This window comes from Eubacterium sp. 14-2, from assembly GCF_000403845.2.
In the GTDB taxonomy this organism is placed as follows: Bacteria; Bacillota; Clostridia; order Lachnospirales; family Lachnospiraceae; genus Petralouisia.
In genome coordinates this window covers 1,514,411-1,533,821 of the sequence record NZ_KE159567.1, presented here as the reverse complement: position 1 = coordinate 1,533,821, position 19,411 = coordinate 1,514,411, and the positions used below count along the sequence as shown (strand labels likewise).

Sequence of the window (19,411 nt, the reverse complement as noted above, 5' to 3'; positions counted from 1 at the left end):
TGCCACCTCCTTATTCCACAATCTTGCCGTCCTCAATTCGCACAATGCGGTCGGCAAGCTGGGCGATTTCATTATTGTGGGTAATCATTACGATAGTTTGATGAAACTCCATGCTGGTACGTTTCAGCAGACCCAGCACATCGGCACTTGTCTTGCTATCCAGGTTGCCCGTAGGCTCGTCTGCCAGAACGATAGCGGGTTTGGTAATCAGGGCGCGGGCGATAGCCACACGCTGCTGTTGTCCCCCGGAGAGGTTGTTAGGCATATTTTTTAACTTGTCCTCTAAGGCCAGCGTACCCACGATTTCGTCCATGAATCGCTGATCTACCGTGTCGCCGTCCAGTTCCACAGGCAGGGCAATGTTTTCATAGACGTTCAGAATGGGGACAAGATTATAGTTCTGGAAGATAAAGCCGATATTGCGGCGGCGAAAAATTGTCAGTTCCTCGTCGTTCTTTTTGGCCAATTCCTGCCCCCGAACAATGACGCTGCCAGACGTGGGGGTGTCCAGCCCGCCCATCATGTTAAGCAAGGTGGATTTCCCGCTGCCGGACGTTCCTACTATCGCCACAAACTCCCCCTGCTCCACAGAGAGGTTGACACCATCCAGGGCGCGGGTGATGTTTGGCTCGGTGCCGTAATACTTTTTTAGGTCAATGGTTTGTAAAATACTCACGCTTAGAAGCTCCTTTCAAGGCTGTCTGCCTGTTGATAGGGTTATTGTAAACTCCAAATGTCACAGAAATGTCCGCGCCGGAGAAAGTTATTTCTTAAAATCAGGGCGAATTGTTACAAAACGCGGACATTTCAAAAAATTATCGGATAGGCAGGAAAACAGAAAAGACAGACCCTTTTCCAACTTCTGATGACACCTTGATTTAGCCGCCTTGCATGGTGATGATTTCCCGCGCAAGGTATAGCCCGATACCGACACCCGTTTTATCGTGTACCCCATTTTCCCGATAGAAACGCCGGAAAATTGCGGCTTGATTGCTTTCAGAAATGCCTTTGCCTGTATCTGCAACATTCACTTTTACATACATTTCCCATTGCTCAACGGTTACAACAATTTTGCTGCTAACAGGAGTGTATTTCACAGCGTTGTCCAACAGGTTAAAGAGTGCTTCCGCTGTCCACTTGCTATCGTGGTTCAGGCGCAAATCTTCGGGGCAGTCCACCGATACGGAAATATCCTTTTTTTCTGCGTCATAGACAATCTCGCTGCAATCCATCGCAAGCGTATCAAATAATAAGCTGTCTTTCTTTTCAAGTCGAATTGTTCCCGTTTCTAACCGGAAAGTTTTGACGAGGGCCCCAAAAAGGAAATCCGGCTTGTCCGTCTGGCTGCGGATACCCTGCAAGAAGTCTGACCGTTCCGCTTCAGTTACGGGCTTTGAAAGCAGCGTATCCGTTACCATTTTCAGATTTGCCACAGGAGTTTTGACCTGATGTGAAATATCTGAAATCAGCATTTGAAGCTCGGTACGCTCCGCGTCCACTTTTTGTCTGTTCTCCTGCATGATACTATATAGCTGGGAAAGTCTGTGATTGATACGGGCAAAAAGTGTTTCGCTGTCCTGTAATTCTTCGTTCCCGCTTATCATGCGTCCAGTATCCGGCACAAGTCATTTGTAAACAAGGATAGCCTTTTCCCGAACAGCAGCACAAGGAAAGCCAGCCCTATGAGCGCACAGGCTGTCAGTCCAGCTCCGCACAGCAATATCATTTTGTTGCCTGTCAGAGCAAAGAACAGGCCAGTAAGCAGGAGCATGAGAAAGAGCGTCCCCGCCCCTATGAGCAGACACAGGATTTTCACAGAAAGACGATTTAACTTCATTTCTTCTCGCCCCCTGTCCATTGATAGCCCATACCATAAACGGTCTTGATATATGTGCCGCCGCCCGCTTCAATTTTGGAGCGTATGCGGCTAACAGTCGTCGTCAGGGTATGCTCGTCAACAAAGTTTTCGTCCGCATCCCACAGCTTTTCTAAAAGCTGTCTGCGGGTAAGCACCTGTTTAGGATTCCTGCGCAACAGGTTCAACATTTTGTACTCCATCGTGGAGAGTGTCAGCGATACGCCGTTCAGCTTTGCCGTCTGCTCCGAAAAGTCAAGGAACAGCCTGCCGTCGTCGTAAATATCCTTTGACACCCCCTGATGTTCCAGCATGGCAAACATGGCGCTAATTTTTCGTTGTAAAGCCCCAATGGAAAAGGGCTTTGTGATGTAGTCTACTGCCCCCACTTCATAACCGCGTATCTGGTCGCTCTCCTGATCGTTAGCGGTCAGGAAAATTACCATCGTGTCAGGGTGTTCCGGCTTTATGAGCTTGCATAGGTCATAACCGTTGCCGTCCGGCAGGTTAATGTCCAGCAGTACAAGATCATATTCCGTTTCGAACAGCAGATTAGCGGCAGTTTTGGCGTTTAAGGACGAAGTGACATTGTAGCCGTCAGAAATCAGATTATAAGTCAGCGTTTTATTCAAAAGAGCGTCGTCCTCGACAATCAATATTTGTTTCATGGCTCGTCCTCCTTTATGTGTTGAAGATAGTATAACAGGGAAATGTCCGCGAAATGTTACAACAGGCAACTTTTTCAATGTAATTTCATTATAAGAAGCTGGCTGCTGGAAATCAAGGAAGAATTGATGAACTATAAAAGAAAGTAGTGTGCATATCAAATCATTCCCAAGCCATACTATGAACTATACCATGTATATGGGTGATGTAGTATGGCGAAAGTCGAGGATTGCCCCGGCTTTGAAACCTTTGGAGCAGACGTAAGGGCCGGACGGGAAGCACAGGGAATTACCCGCAAGGCGTTAGCGGAAGAAGTGAATATTGCGCCCCGTTATCTTGCCAGCATTGAGTTAGGGGAAGCAATACCCAGCATACCCGTGATACTGCAACTTGTGAAGATATGCCGCCTGCCAGTGGAACGCTATTTTAATCCCGGCCTTATCCGAGGGGACAGCGAACAGCGCAGACGCATAGACCACAAATTGCACCTATGCCCGGAAAAGTATCTGCCTATTGTGGAAGCCACTTTAGACGGGGCAATCAGTATGAAAGAATAAAGGCCGCTTGATTGGAAAATCAGCGGTCTTTATTTTATGCGCTGCCCGTTGATACGGGCATTTTTGCTGCTAAGAAACGCCTTATAGACGAGGGAAAAAGATTCGTAGCAAGCATAGGAAAAGAGTACCCTTTTCCGTATTTCTGCCCGCCCGGTCGGTCAGAAATTGCTTGTTGGGAAGTGTCCCAAACCCTCTATGAGAACGGAAAGGAGCGAAAACCCATGAACGGACGCAAAAGGACGGTACAGGTCAAATTCTATGTGACAGAGGAAGAAAGGAAACTGATTGAGGAAAAAATGAAGCTCGTCCCCACAAGCAACATGGCGGCGTATCTGCGCAAGATTGCCATTGACGGGTACATTATCCAAGTAGACCACACGGACATAAAGGCAATGACAGCGGAGATACAGAAAATCGGGGTCAATGTCAATCAGATTGCACGTCGCGTAAACGCGACGGGGAACGCCTATAAAGAGGACATAGACGAAATCAAGGGGGTGCTTGCGGAGATATGGCGGTTACAAAGATTAAGCCTGTTAAAAGCACTTTGAGCAAAGCCCTTGACTATATCGAAAACCCGGACAAGACGGACGAAAAAATGCTGGTGTCCTCTTTTGGGTGCAGCTATGAAACGGCAGATATTGAGTTTGGCTATACCCTCTCTCAAGCGCGGGATAAGGGAAACAATTTAGCTTTTCACTTGATACAGTCCTTTGCGCCGGGGGAAGTGGACTATGAGAAAGCCCATGAGATCGGGCGGCAGCTTGCCGACGCGGTAACAAAGGGGCAGCATGAATATGTACTCACGACGCACATTGACAAGGGGCATATCCATAATCACATTATTTTCTGCGCGGTCAACTTCGTAGATCATCACAAGTATGTTTCCAACAAGCGGACGTATTACGGCATACGGAATATGAGCGACAAGCTGTGCCGGGACAACGGGCTTTCCGTGGTCGTCCCCGGCAAGGGAAGCAAAGGAAAGAGCTATGCGGAGTACCAAGCGGAGAAAACCGGGACAAGCTGGAAAGGCAAGTTAAAAATTGCTGTGGACGCGCTCATTCCCCAAGTTTCCAGTTTTGAGGAATTATTGCAGCGGTTACAGGCGGCGGGCTATGAGATAAAGCCGGGAAAATATATCTCATGCCGCGCACCGGGGCAGGAACGCTTTACCCGCCTTAAAGCTCTCGGCGCAGATTATACAGAGGAAGCCATAAGGGAACGGATAGCGGGCAAGCGCACCCGTGCCGCCAAAGCTCCAAAAGCAGAGCGCAGGGGCGTTAATCTTCTCATTGATATTGAGAACAGTATCAAGGCGCAGCAGAGCCGGGGCTATGAACAGTGGGCGAAAATCCACAATCTGAAACAGGCGGCAAAGACTATGAACTTCCTTACCGAAAACAAGATTGAACAGTACGCCGATCTGCTCACCCGGATAGAGGAAATCACCACGGCAAGCGAAAAGGCGGGGGAGAGCTTAAAGGAAGTGGAAAAGCGTCCTTCGGATATGGCGTTGCTCATTAAGAACGTCACTACCTACCAAAAGACAAAGCCCCTCTATGAAGCCTACCGAAAAGCCCGGAACAAGGAGAAATACCGGGCAGAGCATGAGCGCGGTATTATCCTCCATGAAGCGGCGGCAAAGGCACTAAAGGCGGCGCAGATCAGCGGCAAGCTCCCCAGCGTCCCCGCCCTGCAAGCGGAGTATGAAAAGCTCCAAGAGCAGAAAGAAAGCCTTTATGCCGATTATGGCAAGCTGAAAAAACAGGTACAGGAGTATGACGTTATCAAGCGGAACATAGACAGCATTTTACAGACAGAGAAGCAGCCGGAACGGTAACGGCAGACAGAGCGCGGATAAAAGCGCAAAAAAAGAGCCGGGACGCGGCAGCTTTTCAGTAGCCACCGCGCCCCGGTTTTCTTATGGGTGCAGAGATTGATTTGTTACGCAATAGAACGGCATTTCCGGGGGTAAAGGTATAAATCCCTTGCTGACTTATTTTTCTGCCCGGAAAGCCGCATACATCAAGGCTCATTTCGCCCCTATCGCGTCACATTCGCCCGTAGCTTCCTCATGCGCTCGGCGGTCTGTCTGCGGGTGATACGCTTCCGGCAGTCCGGGCAGTAAATAGCCCGGTTAGAGCTGGACGCAAAAGGTGAGCCGCACACGCTACACCGCCGCATATCCTCCGCATGGTAAAGCTCGGCGTACAGCTCCTTATCTGCGGGCAGTACGGCGATACGGAACCACTTACAGAGCAGCGAATAAGAAATGAGCTGCGGGCATATGCACTCGTCCCCGTCGTCCAGCAAGATACAGTTTCCATTGTCGCAGTTACAGCACGTCCGGCGCACAAGGGCGTTGACTTTCCGGCTTTGGGGCGGCGTGAGCCGCTTGATCCCGTTCATACCTCGTCGGCGGGGTAAAGAGCAAGCCCCGTAAATTCCGCTTCGGTCATGCGCCCTACTTTGGCAAGGGTACGGGCGGCAAAGTCCCGCATTTCCCCCTCCATAAAGGGCAGCGCGGCGTTCATAGCTACCAAAAGCCCCTCCTTGCTGCCTGTCATGTAGATACTCAAAAGGTTGGTTTCCTTAACCGTAAAATTATTATATGTGTTCATGCTCATACCTCCAATCCGTGATTTTTTGTTTTCGCCGCCGCTTTCTTCGGGGCGGTTCTCTTTTTGTCCTGTGCAAGCTGCGCCCGGACAGAGGGGCGGGGCTTCCTTATCTGTCTGTCCCGGTTCTCGTCCTTGCCGATCAGCGCGTATGTACCGTAGCTGTTCTTGATTTGTGAGAAAGCAAGGGTCTTATAGGGCAGCATGGAGAAAAGGCGTTCCGTGTCCTTTGTGGAAGCAAGCCGCATAAAGGACGGGGACAGCTCCACCATAAAATGATATTGTCAATATTGGTTGACAATATCAAACTCTATATCTATCTCTTTCTCTATCTCTGGTGGACAAACGTCCGCCACGGCTTCCGGCAAGGCTTTCTGTTCCTGTAAAGCCAGCCTTGCACGGCGTTTCCTCTCCCCCTCGGTAGAGGACTGACCGATTAGAGTTCTATGTTGCTCATGTACAAAGCCCCGTTCTGCAAGGGTTCTACAAGCCCCAGTTTCATAAAAATCTGCAAAGCCCTCTCCACTGTGCCGACTTGCTGGCGGGTGATGGTGGCTATCATCTGTGCGGTGTAGGGGATATTCTCGGCAAGCTGGAGCTTTCCCCCGTTTTTCAGCGATTTTAGGTACATCTTCAAGAGAATGTTTGAGTAGAGCATACCGTCCTGCATACTTTCCAGCAGCACGATAGCGTCCTCGTCAAAATAGCTCTCTTTCAGCTTTAGGTAGTAATATTTGCGGTTGTCTGCCATTTGTTCCTCCTTTGGTCTGTTTTGGGCTTCTGTTACGCTTTAGAACGCCGTTTTCGGGGGTAAAGGATATAAATATCGTCTACCCGTTGAGGGCGGTCTGAAAAGCCTTGATTTACGGGTGTTTGGAATATCCTAAAGCGTGACATAGTAGCCTTTGTTTCCGCTTGCGCTGTGCGGCTTTGATTCTTTTCATGCGTCCGGCGCAATCCGGGCAGTATTTCCCACGGTTGGACTTTGGGAGAAAATACCCGCCGCACTCGGTACAGCGTTTCCTGTCTGCCCGGTGCAAAAGGGCGGCTTCCAGCTTCCCGTCCAGCGGCAGAACGGCGGTAATGAACCATCGGCATATAAGCGAATAGCTGATACTCTGGACGCATACGCAAGGCTCGCCGTTATCCAGCAAGATACAGTTGCCGTTATCGTAGTTGCAGCACTCATGTACAAGGCGGCGGGCGGCTCTGTACTGTGGGTAGTCCATGTAGGGGCGTTTACCGTTCATTTTCCCGCCCCTTTCCCCGTTCCGGCTCACGGCGTAATATCTTGTCAAGATTGCTTTTCACGGTCTGCAATTCCCGGACACTTGCTTTCTTCTCCCGGTACTCGTTATAAAGGGCGTTTTTCTCTTTGGTAAGCTGCTCAATCTCCGTTTGTAGGGCTTTGGACGCTGGCAGCTTGGAGATTCCCTGTGCCTTGAAATACCGGGCGGCAGATTCGGAAATGATAAACTCGCTTTCGTGCTGCTCCCGGTAGCTCTTACGGGCTTTCTCTGTTTTCTGTGCTTTTAGCCCGTCACGGGCTGGCTTGGTCTTGATATACGCCAATAGCTGTTTCTGCAAGTCCTTTTTCTCCCGTAAAGTGCTTTCCACGGCTTTCAGTTTCCCGGTGGTTTCATGCAAGCCCGCATTGGCGGCGGCAAGGGCAGCTTCCAGTTCTTCCGGGGAAGAAAAGCCGGATTCCTCATAAACGCTCACGGTAGCCGCCATTTGCTTCAAGTTGTGCAAGGTCGCCCATTTCTCATAGCCTTTCCCCTTGCCCTCGGCTTTCCTGGCGGCTATGTCTACCATGCGCTGTACGCTGTCCTGTTTCGGGGCGTTTATGGCGGCTTTGTTGCGCTGTAAGCGGTCTTTTATGCTGCGGGGATATTCCTGTTGGGGTAGGGGCGTTTCGGCGGCTTTGGCGGCGTTCTGTGCGTTTATGGTGAGTGCTTCCAGTACGGCGGCTCGGTCAAAATCATCACCCAGTTTCCGGGCGGTAATGGCCTTCGTCCTGTCCGGCGTGAGATATGACAATCTCCCCCGGCTCTCCTTGACGGTCACGCCCTGTTGTAGCAGTTTCCCGGAAAAATCCTCAAAGGAAACGGCAGAGGACAGGGCGGCTCGGATTGTGCGCCGTAGCTTCTCCTTGTCGGTTTCAAACTTGGTCTGTTTGGGCGGCTCTCCCGTGGCGGCTTGGGAAGCGTTCTCCTTATCCAGTGCGGCTTGTCCTTTCCGCTTCGCCCAATACTCACGCTCGGTAATGCGGTTCTTGCTCCCGTTCAGCAAGTCAATCTGATAGAGGTTTTCCCGGTGGCACATCTCCATGACTTCCGCTTTGAAGTATTCCATAGCTGCGTCCGTACAGCGGTGCTTGCAGCCCTCCCTTGTGTCCGCTGGTCTTTCCATGTACGGCAAAAGTGGCACTTCCGCAATCCGCAAAGAATTGATTACGATATGCACATGAATGTTGCCGCTGTGGTTATGCCCGTCCGGGTGGGTGCATACCAACGCTTGATGTCCGGGGAAATGCTCTTTACAGAACTGCTCGCCCAACGCTTGCGCCCGGTCTACGGTCAAGCCGTTGTCTGGTGCGTCACGGGGGTCAAAACTGATAATGTAATGGTGCTCTTTACGTCCTCCCGTTTTTGGTTCTTGCCATATCGGAGATTGGAACGCATACAGGCGATTGCAAAATCTTCATCACCGCAATTCAGAGAGGAAATGCGGTAATCGTCACGGGGGATAAGCCGCCCGTTTCCGTCCAGTGTGGGCTTCATGGTAAACTCGTCATGCTCAAAGGTTAGGTATTGCTCGGCAGCTCCATAGTCGGCATTTTTAGAGCTGATATATTTGAACGTTGCCAACGGCTTCACCTACTTTCTGCAAGACTTCAAACTTCAAGGCGGCAAGCTCCGCTGTGGCGGCTCGTACCTCTTGGGAGAGGGCGTTATAGGGTGCGCGTACTCGTTCAGACAGCGGGCAATCTGGTTCAAGTTGCCGCCGATTTTCCCGTATTCGGCTGTGAGTTTCCCAACGGCAGAAAGCAGTTCATCATTGACCGGGGAAACAGTGATAACCGGGCGTATGCTTGACTTAATGAGGGCTTGCCGGATAAACTCGGCTTGGCTCATTTTGCAGAGGGTAACACGCTCGGAAAACTCGGCGTATTCTTCCTCGGTCAAGCGTGTTTTGATTACCCGGTGGCGGTGGGGCGTGTTGTATCTTTTCATGGCTGTGAACCTCCTTTCGTGGGTGGATTTTTTCAAGCGGCGCAAGCCGCAAAAAGGCGGGCTTGGGGTGGCAACCCCAACAAGATTCCCATAGGACAAAATGAGCCGGTAGGCGAAATTTGGTACTGTGGTAGAATCTTGCTCTAAGAAAGTGGCGGCTTCCTCTGTGTGGGCTTCCGTCAATACCTTTAGTGCCGCAAACGGGGATTTTGCCAAAGCTGCGGAAACATTTCTCCCTCTGATACCTACAAACCTGCAAAATGCAAAATGGACGTTGATTTGCGGAAATTTCCCCTTATTCCTTACAACACCACACAAGCCGGAATAGGCGGAGATTTACGGAAATTTCTCTTTGCCTGCCCTCCACGGACAGCTTGCGGATTTGCCAAATGGGAGAGGAAATTTCTTTCTATCCCCTTTGCACGGCATAATACTGGCGATTTTTCAAAATGCCAAAAATGGGCGCAAAAAAACAGGAAACCTTTTCTTGATTTCCTGTCTTGGTGTGCCGTTCCATGTAGCGGCGGTTATTCAGTTTACAAATAAGCCGGATTTAATTTGCCCCAGTGTTGTTCCTTTTCGCAATTACAGCAAGTAATTATTTTCCCGGTTTGCAATCTGCAAACCAACCAATTTGTAGGTTGCATATCCTCCCATAACCAGCGGCTCTGCTTTGCAAATTTCTTCTGCTTCTTCACGGCTCTCTGTTTTTAGGATATACATACCTGCCATTCCCGGATAGCCTTTAAAGACACCGCAGATTTCCAGCTTTCCCTCATCGTCCAGCTTTCTTATGTTCTCAACGTGTTCCATAACTACCTGTTTTGTCATTTTATTATAGGTCTTGCTTTTCTCAATCATCATCATATACATCAATTTTTCCATACGATTTTCTCCTTTACATTCTATGGGGATTCACTGAGGGTATTATATTATATTTATCCGGCAATAGCAATCTGTCTGTCATCACGACAAACGCATGAACGTTTCTACCATTCAAATTTTTCCAACTGTAATTTTTTAAAAGTCCAGTACTTCCTCCAAATATTTGATTGGTGACAGACTTATTACAAACCTTTTTTTCTTCATTGATAATTTCTTTTTTGTAAGCTCCATCAGCTTTAATATGCTTAAGCTCCATTTCCTGATTATATTCAGATTCTGCGCTGACATTTTATCCAGTGTTGCGTTTGCGTCTTCTCGAAATGTTACATCCAGATGCCAGTGCATGCTCTCTATGCTCCAATGCCCTCTTACTGCCCGGCTTATGGTTTCTATGTCTCCTTTTAGGCTGCTGATAAAATAGCGGTATTCCGTTTTCTTTCTCCCATTCTTTTCTATACTTTTTCTTTCCATCGCTATGCTTTTCAGCCCTTTCCAATCCTTTTTCTGTGTCATCCATCGGATATCTTCTGTCTGGTAATATTCCCGTGTCTCTATCTGCCCGTGGGCTTTTTCTTTCGTTTTCTTATAATTTCCTGATTTTTCTATCTCTCTGGTTAGTTCTTCATCTGCAAAATACTCTTTTACTTCTTCATATAAGCTCCCCTGGTTTCCTTTTAATGCCAACACATAATCTGCCCTTTTTCCCCGGATTTTTTCTACGATCGCTGTCTGCGTTCCCATTGCATCTATCGTAATGATCTGTCCCTTTATCTGTAACCTTTCTGTTAGTTCCGGAATTGCTGTAATCTCATTGCTCTTTTCACTCACTGCTTTCTGTCCCAGGCTGAAACCGTCTTCACGTCTCCATGCGGTTACAATATGAGACGGCTTCTCTTTTCCCTGTTTGTTAGAACGCATTGTTTTTCCATCTATACAGATGATCTTTTTCAGTGCTTCGCCTTCTTCCCTGTTCAGCAGGTCTTGCCATTTTCCATAAAGCTGTTGGAGAATATCCGGCGAAATCATCCCCATTACTCGCTGTATCGTATCATGAGACGGTGGGCCATTCTTTAACTCGATATATTTTTTAAGATACTCTTCATACACCTGAGCAAACAGCGCAATCTCTGCCCAGTCATCTGCATTTGCGAGTGTGGCAAACAAAACAATCACAAGAATATCCTTTAGCAAATGCCGGACTTTCTTTTTTTGACGCACATCTTCAATATATTCCATCCAATTTAATAATTCTTCCATAAACAACGCCCCTTTTCTTTTATTTTACCAGAAAAGAGGCATGTTCACAATTTATTTACTCATGCGTTTGTCGTGTTCCACCAAATACGATAAAATCAGACAAACTGCAAAATATCGAAACTTACCTGACATCAAATGTCATTCTTAAAATCTCAGAGCAGTCCCTTTGGCATCTGATATGTTTTCTGTCATTCATATTGTTTAATGTTTTCTCCGCTGATATGATAAATATCATCAAAAGCTATTTTCGTATTTACAACCTGGAGCAGTCTGGCAGATTTGTCAATCCTGGATACCATGCCGGTTACTTTCAGGTACTCATTTTTATGAAAATATGTGACCGATATAATATCATTGATTCTCACCTGAAGAAGGCTGCGGTTCAGTTCCTCCTGATATTCTTCTGACAGTTCTGCCTTTGGGACGACGATTTTTTCCTTCTTTCGCAGAGCCTCCGGATAGCCTTTTAAGGCGGCAAAGGGCATAAACTGTTTTGCACGTTCTTCCCAGTTCATTTTAGTTCGTACCACTTTTATGTCCTCCAATCTGTTGGTTCCGTTCCATGGTGGTGGCATTTTTCTGCAGATTCATTCCTTTCAGAATAGCATTTTTCCCATACTTTTCCTTAATGTCAAGCATGACTTTCTGGAGCTGGTGTTCCCGTTCCAGAGCTGCCGGGTCTGTAAACAGGTCATACTGCTGATACAGCTCGTCCATAACATGGTTAAAACTCAGATTTACCCGATGGACAGGGGTATACTGGTCAACAATCTGTTCATACAGGTTCAGAGCGCAGGAAATAATTGCTCTGGCAGAACTGGTTGTCAGCGTCATGGCAGTTGTTCCATGGGCGGATTTTCTGCCGGAACGCGGGGAATATCCCACATGCAGGGTGATGGAGCTGGTAACCAGCCCTTTATCCACCAGTTCCAGGCAGAGAAGGTCTGCCATTTCTTCTACAATCAGTTTCCCGTCTTCAAAACTGTAATCACAACTCAGCACCTGTCCGCTGGAAATGGAAGTATCTTTTGACTTATAATTTTTAATGTCCGCCATGGTAGTGGATTCCCTGCCCCATGCATGGTCAGTCAGGAGTTCTGCGTCAACACCGAAAAGATGGTACAGCATAGTTTCGTCGGCCTCTGTAATTTCTTTCATGGTATGGATGCCCACCCGTTCCAGCCGCCTGGCGGTTCCGGGTCCGATTCTCCAGAAGTCTGTCAGTGGTTTGTGGTCCCACAGGGTTTTCTGATAGGATTCCTCGTCTAACGTACCAATGGGGATGGCTGTCCCCTTTCGGAAACCAGAAGACAGTTCCACGTGTTTGGCGGTGATATCCAGGGCAATTTTTGCCAGATACAGATTTGTCCCGATTCCTGCAGCGGCGGTTATACCGGTGGTTTCCAGCACATCCAGTATCATTTTTCGGCACAGCTCTTCAGCTGTCAGACGGTACATGGACAGATAATTTGTTATGTCCATAAAAACTTCATCAATAGAATAGGGATGGATGTCTTCTTTTGCAATATATTTCAGGTAAATACCATAAATTTCTGCAGAATAATCAATATAAAGCTGCATTCTGGGAGGCGCCATAATATATTTTATATTTGGCAGGATTTCAAATACCCGGCACCTTCCAGGTACGCCTGCCTTTTTCATGGAAGGGGAAACTGCAAGACAGATGGTTTTTTCTGTACGTTCCGGGTCTGCCACCACCAGATTGGTGGTCAGTGGGTCCAGCCCCCGTTCCACGCATTCCACAGACGCATAGAAAGATTTTAAATCAATGCATACGCAGGTTTTCTGGCACATGTCTGTTTCCTCCTGTTTTACAGAATTCAGGCAGAACACGGTAATGTTCTGCCTGCGAGAATCAGGTATGATTCCGGTTTTTCTCTTATAGGAAATACCGTGTTACTGTGAAATACTAAAGTATATAGATTTCCTATAAGAGAAATCCCTCCGGGCAGGATGCGCAGCTCGCGGAGCGGAAATCAATTGCTGTGCAATCCGCTCGCGCGCGGCAAAGCGCCCAGGTCACTCAAGAATGAGAGATTCAGGAAGTTGAAGCGGACCTGTCCGCTTTTTTACAGCGTAAAATGGTTTCCCGTTGTTTTTTATGTTTCCACATGCCATCCATTTTATGCTGATAATTCTTTCGTCTCCAGTCTTTTTTACGGATTGCGCTGTCAGCTTCTGTGTCAATGATGTTATATGCCTCCAGCGGTGTGGGAGGTCTGCTACTGCAAAACGGGCAGTCAGGATCGTCACAGGTGTCGTCCAGCCACAGATTACATGCGGTACAGCACCATGAATCATATCTGTAAATATGGAAAATTGTTTTCTGCCCGCACAGAGAGCATTCAGAATCAGAATGCCACCCTATTAATTTCCATAATTGGGAATTCTTCTTTTCCCACAGCTCTGTGAGTGATTTATCCTCTGTCATAGGGCTGACAGTGACAATGAACCTTTTCCCATCAACAGTCGTAATAAAGAATGTGTCCGTTTCGTCATTCAGAGACACATCAGAAAACAGCTCATCATTTTCGTTCTATTTTCTGTTCGGTTTCCTTTTAATCCTCAGCAGTCTGATAAAATCATCAAACAAAGTGGTGTCAGCCGGCTCAAACATCATCCATTTCCCGTCATGATACGTCTGAGTTTTATCATAGATTCTCTGAACTTCCTCTGAGTAATTTTCTCTGTCTTTTTCAAACTTCAAACGTTCCTCTTTCCCTAAAATAACCAGAAAACCCACACAGTTTTCTCTTGCATATAATGCACAAAGAGTTCTGCCGCCCCGGCGGTATTTATATTCATATGTCCATGCTTTGCCGCCTTTATTCCATAAACGGTCCATATCGTATTTTTCATCAATTAAAGCGCATAGTTCGTTCCAGATTTCATATAACGATTTTCCGATTAACGTTGTCATTTGTTCTGCGTCGGGTATGATATCCGGCATGGTATCCTCCTTTGTAACCTCAATTTGCTGTTTCTGTTTCGCGCCTGTCTCTATTTGTTCCCATGCCTGCCCCTGTTCATTTCTTTACCGGATGGCGAATCACCGTCTTCTGGTTCTGAGGCCTGCACCTTCTTGCGTCACTGAGATAAATTTCATGATGAAAACGTCCCTCTCCAAAATCCGGCTGATACCCCTGTGCCTCTGTAAAAACATCCATTCTCTCAACGGTGGCGGGCTCCTCATCGTACGGGCCGATATGCATACACTGTACACATAATCCTTCTTCATACGTCAAAAATTCCACTTTGGAAAAATCTGTTTTTTTCTTCGCCGAGGCCTCTGCCACAGCCCAGTCAAACTCTTCTTCTGTCACAAATTCCGGCAGGCGAATCATGGAAATCCACTGAAAATCCTCTTTGCGGGAATAATCAACGCCCTTCACTCCATCCTGCCACCAGAGGCCTTCCAGAGGCGGCACCACATAATCAAAGTATCCTTCCATCTGATGAGACCCTTTTTACTCATCTTAATGGTAAAGGCAATTCCGTAAAGCAGCCCGATGGCCTGTTTATATGGGCCGCCTTCCTCATTCGGGTCGCCTGCGCCCCGGACTGCCACGAAATTCATGGAAGGAACCGTTACCAGTTCCGGCCTGTTTTTGGGCAGATAAAATTCTTTATACTCTTTCTTATAATCAAAAGCCATTTTTATCCCTTCCAGAGACGGCACTGTTCTATCCGCTTTCCGCCATCTCCCTGTTTTTCATCATATGCAAACTGATTCAGTACCTCACAGGGGAATTTTTCACACTGTCCGCAATGTTCCTGTTTCTGCTCCTGGCAGCAGGATTTCACAGGACAGCTTTCCCCCCAGAAAGGTTTTTCCATATGTACGCAGCCTGCACAGTTCATCTGCTCCCGGTAAGCGCATTGGCTGCACAGAAGACCGCAGCGAGATTCCGCCTTCTCCTTTTTGTCCTCTTTCATTCCCACATAAATATGTATTTCCGCATCCTCCATACGGTCGTCCTGATATTCCTCAAAATCATACAGAAATGTTCTGGGCAGATTCATCTTCCAGATTTCCTGCCAGGCTGCGGCCACTGCCTGTACCATATCTCCGTGAATCACAAATCTGGCATACCGCCCTGCCGGAATCCTGCGAATCTCAAACTGAGTTCCCTGCGGTTCTTCTGCAGTCTCACAGGCAACCATGGCTGTATAATCTGCCTTTTCATCTCCATCATAATCTGTATAAATCCCAAGAGCTTTCTGAGTTACCTTTCCGGGAATCCCGGCATATATCCCCTCATTGTAAAAACGGTTCCAGAGTCCCCCGATCACAGCTCCCATGTCAGGGGAAGTATTGTTAGTCCTGGCAGAAATACCTGTAACAATTTTTTCTTTCAGTGTTATGATTTCATACTCCATAAAATAAGACCATCCTTTCTTTTGAATACTCTTATTTTACCAGAACAAACACGACATCAGTATGTCATGTTTACAGATATTTTTTCCGGATCCCTTCAGCAAACTCCAGCACCTCCTGCCGCAATTCTTCCGGTTCCAGAAGTTCCGCACCGTCTCCAAAAGAAGATATCCACCTGATGACACTGGTTTTATCTGCAAAACCAGCGGAAAACAAAAGAGTTCCATCGGGCTGTTCCACAAAGCTCTCATGCCCATATTCCTCCACAAGCCTCCATTTATAAGAAGGACTGATTTTCGCCCTGACCTGAAAGGCAGAAGGAAATACCCGCTCCGAAGATAAATCCGGAAGGGGAACCTCGCGCTTTTCAAAAGGGCTTCCCATCTGCACTTCTGTCATTCTTCCCAGTTTAAAAAGGCGGAAATCTTCTCTGGCCTCACACCAGCCCCAGAGATACCAGCCAGCCCACTGGAAAATCAGGTCATATGGCTCCACAGTTCTGCATGATTCTCCCTTTGGCGCAAAATAGGAGAAAGAAACTTTCCTTCCGGAAAGAATGGCATCATGTAAAAGTTCAATTTTAGGCGGCAGCGTGTCTTTGTACCAGGATGAAAGGTCTATTAAAATATGGGTATCTCCCGCCAGCAGGCTGGAAGCTCCCGCTGACAGTTTTTCCATCAGCCGGGCATAACGGCTGGTACCGCTTACACTGTCCAGACTGCGCAGGCCCGCCAGAATCGCCTGCATATCCGACGTACTGAGCAATGTCCGGTCTATTTTATAACCCTCCATAATGGACACCCCGCCATTTTTCCCCGGCTCTGTCACCAGGGGGATTCCCGCCATGCAAAGGGCCTCAATATCCCGGTTGATGGTACGCCGGGATACCTCAAATGTTTCTGCAAGGAAAGGCGCCGTTACTTTTTCCTGCTGCAGCAGAATGGAGAGAATCCCAATCATCCGATCCAGTTTCATACAGGTACCTCCATTCCTGTCATACTATCCGTTTCGTCTTCCATCCTCCCTGGAAATACCGGAACACAGCCAGTCCAAGTCCCACTGCCCAGCCTGCCGGATTGGCCCACATGATAATCATTCCATGGGTTGCGTCAGCCAGTGCATAAGTCAGCCCCACCCGGACCCCAAGGTTACACAGGCTGCAGGTCAGAAACCATCCCATATCTGCCGCACCGCGCAGCACACCGTTGCTGACATTCATAAGCCCCATCATAAAATAAAACAGTGAAACAATACTCAGATACCGGGCTCCGATGGCAATGGCTTCCCGGCTGGAATCAGAATCCAGAAACAGCCCCACAAAATCATTTCCGGCAAAATGCAGAATCACCGCAATGGTAAGGCCGATTCCTGCTGCCATCATCAGGCAGATCCGGTAGCCCTGCCCGATCCGTTCCGGTTTCCGGGCACCCATATTCTGAGCCACATAGGTGGAAGTGGCATTTCCCACAGCCACCATGGGCACAATGGCAATCCCGTCTATTTTTGTGGCGGCCGTATAGCCTGCCAGAAACGTGGAGCCGAACCGGTTGACCACCGACTGAACCAGCACCATGCCCACCGACACAATGGATTGCTGCACAATGGTGGGAACAGCCACTTTCACCATATTTTTTAAGAGAGCCGGATCGAAGCGGCGGTAACGTTCCGTCTCAATCCCCTTTAACTTCCACATGAGAAATCCAAAAGACAGCAGAGCGGAAATCCCCTGGGCAATCAGGGTGGCCCAGGCCACTCCTGCCACTCCCATATGCAGCTCTGCCACAAAATACAAATCCAGCCCGATATTTAAAAGGGACGAAAAAATCAGAAACATCAGAGGCTTTCCGGAATCCCCCAGGGCATTGAAAATGGCTGAAAATGCATTATACAAAAACAGAAATACAAAACCGAAAAAGTAAATCTGCATATACTCCGCCGCATCCTCAAAAATATTTTCCGGCGTGCCCATCAGGTCCATCAGGCCTCTGTTAATCACCAGTCCCAGCATACTCAGAAAAATACTGAATCCCAGAATGGACAGCAATGCAGTGGAAATGGCTGTTTTCATTTCTTCCAGCTTTTTTGCCCCGAACAACTGGGAAATCACCACGGAACAACCAATTCCCGTTCCCATGGCCACCATAACAAACATCATGGTAATGGCAGTGGAGGCCCCAACTGCCGCCAGCGCCTCCTCGCCCACCACATTTCCCACAATCACGGAATCCATAATATTATAAAACTGCTGGAACAGGTTTCCCGCCACCATGGGCAGCGTAAACCCAATTAAGGCCCTGGTGGGATTTCCCGTTACCATACTGCCCTTTATCTGCTCTGACATAACCGGTACACTCCTGTCTTTTTCACACTTTAACGTGACAATGTATTTCAAGAACAAAGTGGGCAGGCCCACTTCAGCTCCCCTACCCCCTCACTCATGAGGGACCTGGACGGTTTGCTGCGCCGAGTGCAGTCGCTTTAGCGACATCTTCTATTCGCACGAGCTGCGCATCATTGTTTTTTATCTTACAGGAAATACTTTCACACGTCAGCATGACAAGGTCTTTCCTGTAAGATAAAAAGAAAACATATGTTTTAACTGCTATTTTACCTTTCCTTTTTCTCCCGGTCAACCCTTTAACCGGAAATTATTAAGGATCACACGGCAGGTAAAAACACCTTCCGAAACAGAAAAATCCACATTCCCCCCATACTGCCTGGCAGAGTTCAGGATACTTTCCACGCCTACTCCATCACGCTCCCTGTTCCTGGGCAGCCCGTCTTCAAATATAACCTCCCCGGTACAGGTATTTTCGCACGCCAGCACCAGCTTTTTCCCCTTCTGCTCTGCAAAAATGTGAATCCATCGCTCGTGTTCTGTTTTTGTACAGGCTATCAGAGCATTTTCCAGGATATTTGCAAAAATGGATACCAGATCATAATCAGAAATTTCTTTCAGCTCTCCTAGCCGGATATCCGTGTCCACTTCAATATGATTCTGCTCTGCCCGGTCCACATAAGAGGAAACCACATTGTTGACTGCATGGTTTTCACAGAAAATATTGGCATAGGTTTCCATTTCCCTGTCATCATATTCCTGCAGATAATTCAGGATTCCCTGGTAATCCCTGTTTCTGGCATATTCCGCCACCACAAGATTATGATGTCTGAAATCATGTCTCGTCCTTTTCATGCTCTGTTTCATCTCTTCATAGGAATCAATCTGGGCCATCAGAAATTTTTCATGAAACTGCATCTGTTTTAAATGATAAGCCTGATCTGACCGGGCAATGAAAAGAAACAGCAGAATATATACTGACGCCATAAAGCCGCACAGTAAAATCAGAATTACCAGATAAAGATTATCCCGGTTTTTCATATTGTCATTATAGATAATCAAAAGTGTCATAATAACAAACGCCATCAGGGAAATAGCCGCAACCGTCCCGTACCCGCTCCTTACGCCCTGATAAACACGCAGGAGACGCTTCCTGAACATCCCGTAATACAGTGCCATGAAAAATATATTCAGCCCGATGCGAAGCAGCCAGATTTCCAGAGTTCCCGCACCGGAAGTGGTTCTTGTAACAATGGAAATCGTGATATAAAGCAGGGTCCAGAAACATAAATAAGCAGAAACCAGAAACAGGGATTTTACCGGATGGGAGGCGGAAAGACAAAAAATATACACGCCGCCAAAGATAAAAGTTGCAAGAAAATATCCTGCCAGATACCGCAGCATGATGCCGGTGCCTCCATAAGGCATATCTGCCAGAAAATACCGCATTGCCAGCACTACAGCCTGAAAAAACAGCGTTGTACCTGCCAAAGTTGCCACTGACCTTCTTCTGCTGTATTTCGGCTCCAGCAGAATACAGTAGAACCAGATCCCGTGAAACACATTGTTTATAATATTTGTTATCAGCGCATTCATA

At 47.7% G+C, this 19,411-nt stretch carries 17 protein-coding genes and 6 pseudogenes; 3 read left to right on the top strand and 20 right to left on the bottom strand.

Annotated features, from left to right (window positions below; translation table 11 throughout):
• Nucleotides 1–10: 10 nt before the first annotated feature.
• From C805_RS14210 to C805_RS14200, 3 genes and pseudogenes are all read right to left on the bottom strand, one after another.
• On the bottom strand, nucleotides 11–676 hold the full coding sequence (locus tag C805_RS14210; RefSeq protein ID WP_016214561.1) for an ABC transporter ATP-binding protein: 666 nt from the start codon (nucleotides 674–676) through the stop codon (nucleotides 11–13).
• 139 nt (nucleotides 677–815) lie between these two features.
• Nucleotides 816–1,837, bottom strand: a pseudogene (locus C805_RS14205) (sensor histidine kinase).
• Nucleotides 1,834–2,523, bottom strand: coding sequence for a response regulator transcription factor (locus C805_RS14200; RefSeq protein WP_016214558.1), 690 nt, complete (start codon nucleotides 2,521–2,523; stop codon nucleotides 1,834–1,836). The pseudogene C805_RS14205 and the gene C805_RS14200 overlap by 4 nt, the downstream one beginning before the upstream one ends.
• 210 nt (nucleotides 2,524–2,733) lie before the next feature.
• On the opposite strand from C805_RS14200, the gene C805_RS14195 reads away from it, so the two are divergent.
• The 3 genes from C805_RS14195 (at nucleotide 2,734) to C805_RS14185 (ending at nucleotide 4,921) form a co-directional block, all read left to right on the top strand.
• Entirely contained in the window at nucleotides 2,734–3,078 is a 345-nt protein-coding gene (locus tag C805_RS14195; protein WP_016214557.1) for a helix-turn-helix domain-containing protein, read from the top strand.
• Nucleotides 3,079–3,299: 221 nt separating this feature from the next.
• Entirely contained in the window at nucleotides 3,300–3,629 is a 330-nt protein-coding gene (gene mobC / locus C805_RS14190) for a plasmid mobilization protein (protein ID WP_004081453.1), read from the top strand.
• Entirely contained in the window at nucleotides 3,590–4,921 is a 1,332-nt protein-coding gene (locus tag C805_RS14185) for a relaxase/mobilization nuclease domain-containing protein (protein ID WP_016214556.1), read from the top strand. The genes mobC and C805_RS14185 overlap by 40 nt, the downstream gene beginning before the upstream one ends.
• A 203-nt stretch (nucleotides 4,922–5,124) precedes the next feature.
• Here C805_RS14185 and C805_RS25865 read toward each other — a convergent pair whose 3' ends face one another.
• The 17 genes and pseudogenes from C805_RS25865 to C805_RS14115 all read right to left on the bottom strand — a co-directional run bounded on the left by C805_RS25865 (nucleotide 5,125) and on the right by C805_RS14115 (nucleotide 19,410).
• Nucleotides 5,125–5,490 carry a cysteine-rich VLP domain-containing protein gene (locus C805_RS25865; RefSeq protein ID WP_016214555.1) on the bottom strand — a complete coding sequence of 122 codons (366 nt, stop codon included), beginning with the start codon at nucleotides 5,488–5,490 and terminating at the stop codon, nucleotides 5,125–5,127.
• Nucleotides 5,487–5,702 carry a transposon-transfer assisting family protein gene (locus C805_RS14180; RefSeq protein WP_016214554.1) on the bottom strand — a complete coding sequence of 72 codons (216 nt, stop codon included), beginning with the start codon at nucleotides 5,700–5,702 and terminating at the stop codon, nucleotides 5,487–5,489. The genes C805_RS25865 and C805_RS14180 overlap by 4 nt, the downstream gene beginning before the upstream one ends.
• Nucleotides 5,703–5,704: 2 nt before the next feature.
• Nucleotides 5,705–5,977, bottom strand: a pseudogene (locus tag C805_RS26370) (hypothetical protein); the annotation flags it as partial.
• Nucleotides 5,978–5,998: 21 nt separating this feature from the next.
• Nucleotides 5,999–6,450, bottom strand: a pseudogene (locus C805_RS14170) (phage replisome organizer N-terminal domain-containing protein); the annotation flags it as partial.
• A 112-nt stretch (nucleotides 6,451–6,562) separates the two neighbouring features.
• Nucleotides 6,563–6,949 (bottom strand): cysteine-rich VLP domain-containing protein, encoded by a 387-nt coding sequence (locus C805_RS25860; RefSeq protein ID WP_022751102.1) that lies wholly within the window; start codon nucleotides 6,947–6,949, stop codon nucleotides 6,563–6,565.
• Nucleotides 6,939–8,569: pseudogene (locus C805_RS14165) on the bottom strand (relaxase/mobilization nuclease domain-containing protein). Before C805_RS14165 ends, C805_RS25860 begins: the two are co-directional and overlap by 11 nt.
• Nucleotides 8,541–8,935 (bottom strand): annotated as a pseudogene (locus C805_RS14160) (mobilization protein). Before C805_RS14160 ends, C805_RS14165 begins: the two co-directional pseudogenes overlap by 29 nt.
• A 585-nt stretch (nucleotides 8,936–9,520) precedes the next feature.
• Nucleotides 9,521–9,820 (bottom strand): YciI family protein, encoded by a 300-nt coding sequence (locus C805_RS14155; protein WP_016214548.1) that lies wholly within the window; start codon nucleotides 9,818–9,820, stop codon nucleotides 9,521–9,523.
• 135 nt (nucleotides 9,821–9,955) lie between these two features.
• Nucleotides 9,956–11,077 (bottom strand): ISAs1 family transposase, encoded by a 1,122-nt coding sequence (locus tag C805_RS14150; RefSeq protein WP_016214547.1) that lies wholly within the window; start codon nucleotides 11,075–11,077, stop codon nucleotides 9,956–9,958.
• Between the two features lie 188 nt (nucleotides 11,078–11,265).
• On the bottom strand, nucleotides 11,266–11,607 hold the full coding sequence (locus C805_RS14145) for a YolD-like family protein (protein WP_016214546.1): 342 nt from the start codon (nucleotides 11,605–11,607) through the stop codon (nucleotides 11,266–11,268).
• The gene (locus tag C805_RS14140) at nucleotides 11,594–12,892 is read right to left on the bottom strand and encodes a Y-family DNA polymerase (RefSeq protein ID WP_016214545.1); all 1,299 of its coding nucleotides are present in this window, start codon (nucleotides 12,890–12,892) and stop codon (nucleotides 11,594–11,596) included. The genes C805_RS14145 and C805_RS14140 overlap by 14 nt, the downstream gene beginning before the upstream one ends.
• Before the next feature lie 742 nt (nucleotides 12,893–13,634).
• Entirely contained in the window at nucleotides 13,635–14,048 is a 414-nt protein-coding gene (locus tag C805_RS14135) for a DUF3788 domain-containing protein (protein ID WP_016214543.1), read from the bottom strand.
• A 76-nt stretch (nucleotides 14,049–14,124) separates the two neighbouring features.
• Nucleotides 14,125–14,753 (bottom strand): annotated as a pseudogene (locus tag C805_RS14130) (GyrI-like domain-containing protein).
• A 2-nt stretch (nucleotides 14,754–14,755) separates the two neighbouring features.
• Entirely contained in the window at nucleotides 14,756–15,478 is a 723-nt protein-coding gene (locus C805_RS27515) for an effector binding domain-containing protein (RefSeq protein WP_016214541.1), read from the bottom strand.
• Nucleotides 15,479–15,548: 70 nt separating this feature from the next.
• The gene (locus C805_RS14125) at nucleotides 15,549–16,451 is read right to left on the bottom strand and encodes a helix-turn-helix transcriptional regulator (protein ID WP_016214540.1); all 903 of its coding nucleotides are present in this window, start codon (nucleotides 16,449–16,451) and stop codon (nucleotides 15,549–15,551) included.
• A gap of 19 nt (nucleotides 16,452–16,470) precedes the next feature.
• Nucleotides 16,471–17,817 (bottom strand): MATE family efflux transporter, encoded by a 1,347-nt coding sequence (locus C805_RS14120; protein WP_016214539.1) that lies wholly within the window; start codon nucleotides 17,815–17,817, stop codon nucleotides 16,471–16,473.
• A 288-nt stretch (nucleotides 17,818–18,105) separates the two neighbouring features.
• Nucleotides 18,106–19,410 carry a GHKL domain-containing protein gene (locus tag C805_RS14115; RefSeq protein WP_016214538.1) on the bottom strand — a complete coding sequence of 435 codons (1,305 nt, stop codon included), beginning with the start codon at nucleotides 19,408–19,410 and terminating at the stop codon, nucleotides 18,106–18,108.
• Nucleotide 19,411 lies beyond the last annotated feature (1 nt).

What these genes read in the sequence shown, in the direction of transcription:
- C805_RS14140 (WP_016214545.1), bottom strand. Translation starts at nt 12,892, where the DNA reads ATGTGCCAGAAAACCTGCGTATGCATTGATTTAAAATCTTTCTATGCG.
- C805_RS25860 (WP_022751102.1), bottom strand. Translation starts at nt 6,949, where the DNA reads ATGAACGGTAAACGCCCCTACATGGACTACCCACAGTACAGAGCCGCC.
- C805_RS14200 (WP_016214558.1), bottom strand. Translation starts at nt 2,523, where the DNA reads ATGAAACAAATATTGATTGTCGAGGACGACGCTCTTTTGAATAAAACG.
- C805_RS14125 (WP_016214540.1), bottom strand. Translation starts at nt 16,451, where the DNA reads ATGAAACTGGATCGGATGATTGGGATTCTCTCCATTCTGCTGCAGCAG.
- C805_RS14150 (WP_016214547.1), bottom strand. Translation starts at nt 11,077, where the DNA reads ATGGAAGAATTATTAAATTGGATGGAATATATTGAAGATGTGCGTCAA.
- C805_RS27515 (WP_016214541.1), bottom strand. Translation starts at nt 15,478, where the DNA reads ATGGAGTATGAAATCATAACACTGAAAGAAAAAATTGTTACAGGTATT.
- C805_RS25865 (WP_016214555.1), bottom strand. Translation starts at nt 5,490, where the DNA reads ATGAACGGGATCAAGCGGCTCACGCCGCCCCAAAGCCGGAAAGTCAAC.
- mobC (WP_004081453.1), top strand. Translation starts at nt 3,300, where the DNA reads ATGAACGGACGCAAAAGGACGGTACAGGTCAAATTCTATGTGACAGAG.
- C805_RS14195 (WP_016214557.1), top strand. Translation starts at nt 2,734, where the DNA reads ATGGCGAAAGTCGAGGATTGCCCCGGCTTTGAAACCTTTGGAGCAGAC.
- C805_RS14180 (WP_016214554.1), bottom strand. Translation starts at nt 5,702, where the DNA reads ATGAACACATATAATAATTTTACGGTTAAGGAAACCAACCTTTTGAGT.
- C805_RS14115 (WP_016214538.1), bottom strand. Translation starts at nt 19,410, where the DNA reads ATGAATGCGCTGATAACAAATATTATAAACAATGTGTTTCACGGGATC.
- C805_RS14185 (WP_016214556.1), top strand. Translation starts at nt 3,590, where the DNA reads ATGGCGGTTACAAAGATTAAGCCTGTTAAAAGCACTTTGAGCAAAGCC.
- C805_RS14155 (WP_016214548.1), bottom strand. Translation starts at nt 9,820, where the DNA reads ATGGAAAAATTGATGTATATGATGATGATTGAGAAAAGCAAGACCTAT.
- C805_RS14120 (WP_016214539.1), bottom strand. Translation starts at nt 17,817, where the DNA reads ATGTCAGAGCAGATAAAGGGCAGTATGGTAACGGGAAATCCCACCAGG.
- C805_RS14135 (WP_016214543.1), bottom strand. Translation starts at nt 14,048, where the DNA reads ATGCCGGATATCATACCCGACGCAGAACAAATGACAACGTTAATCGGA.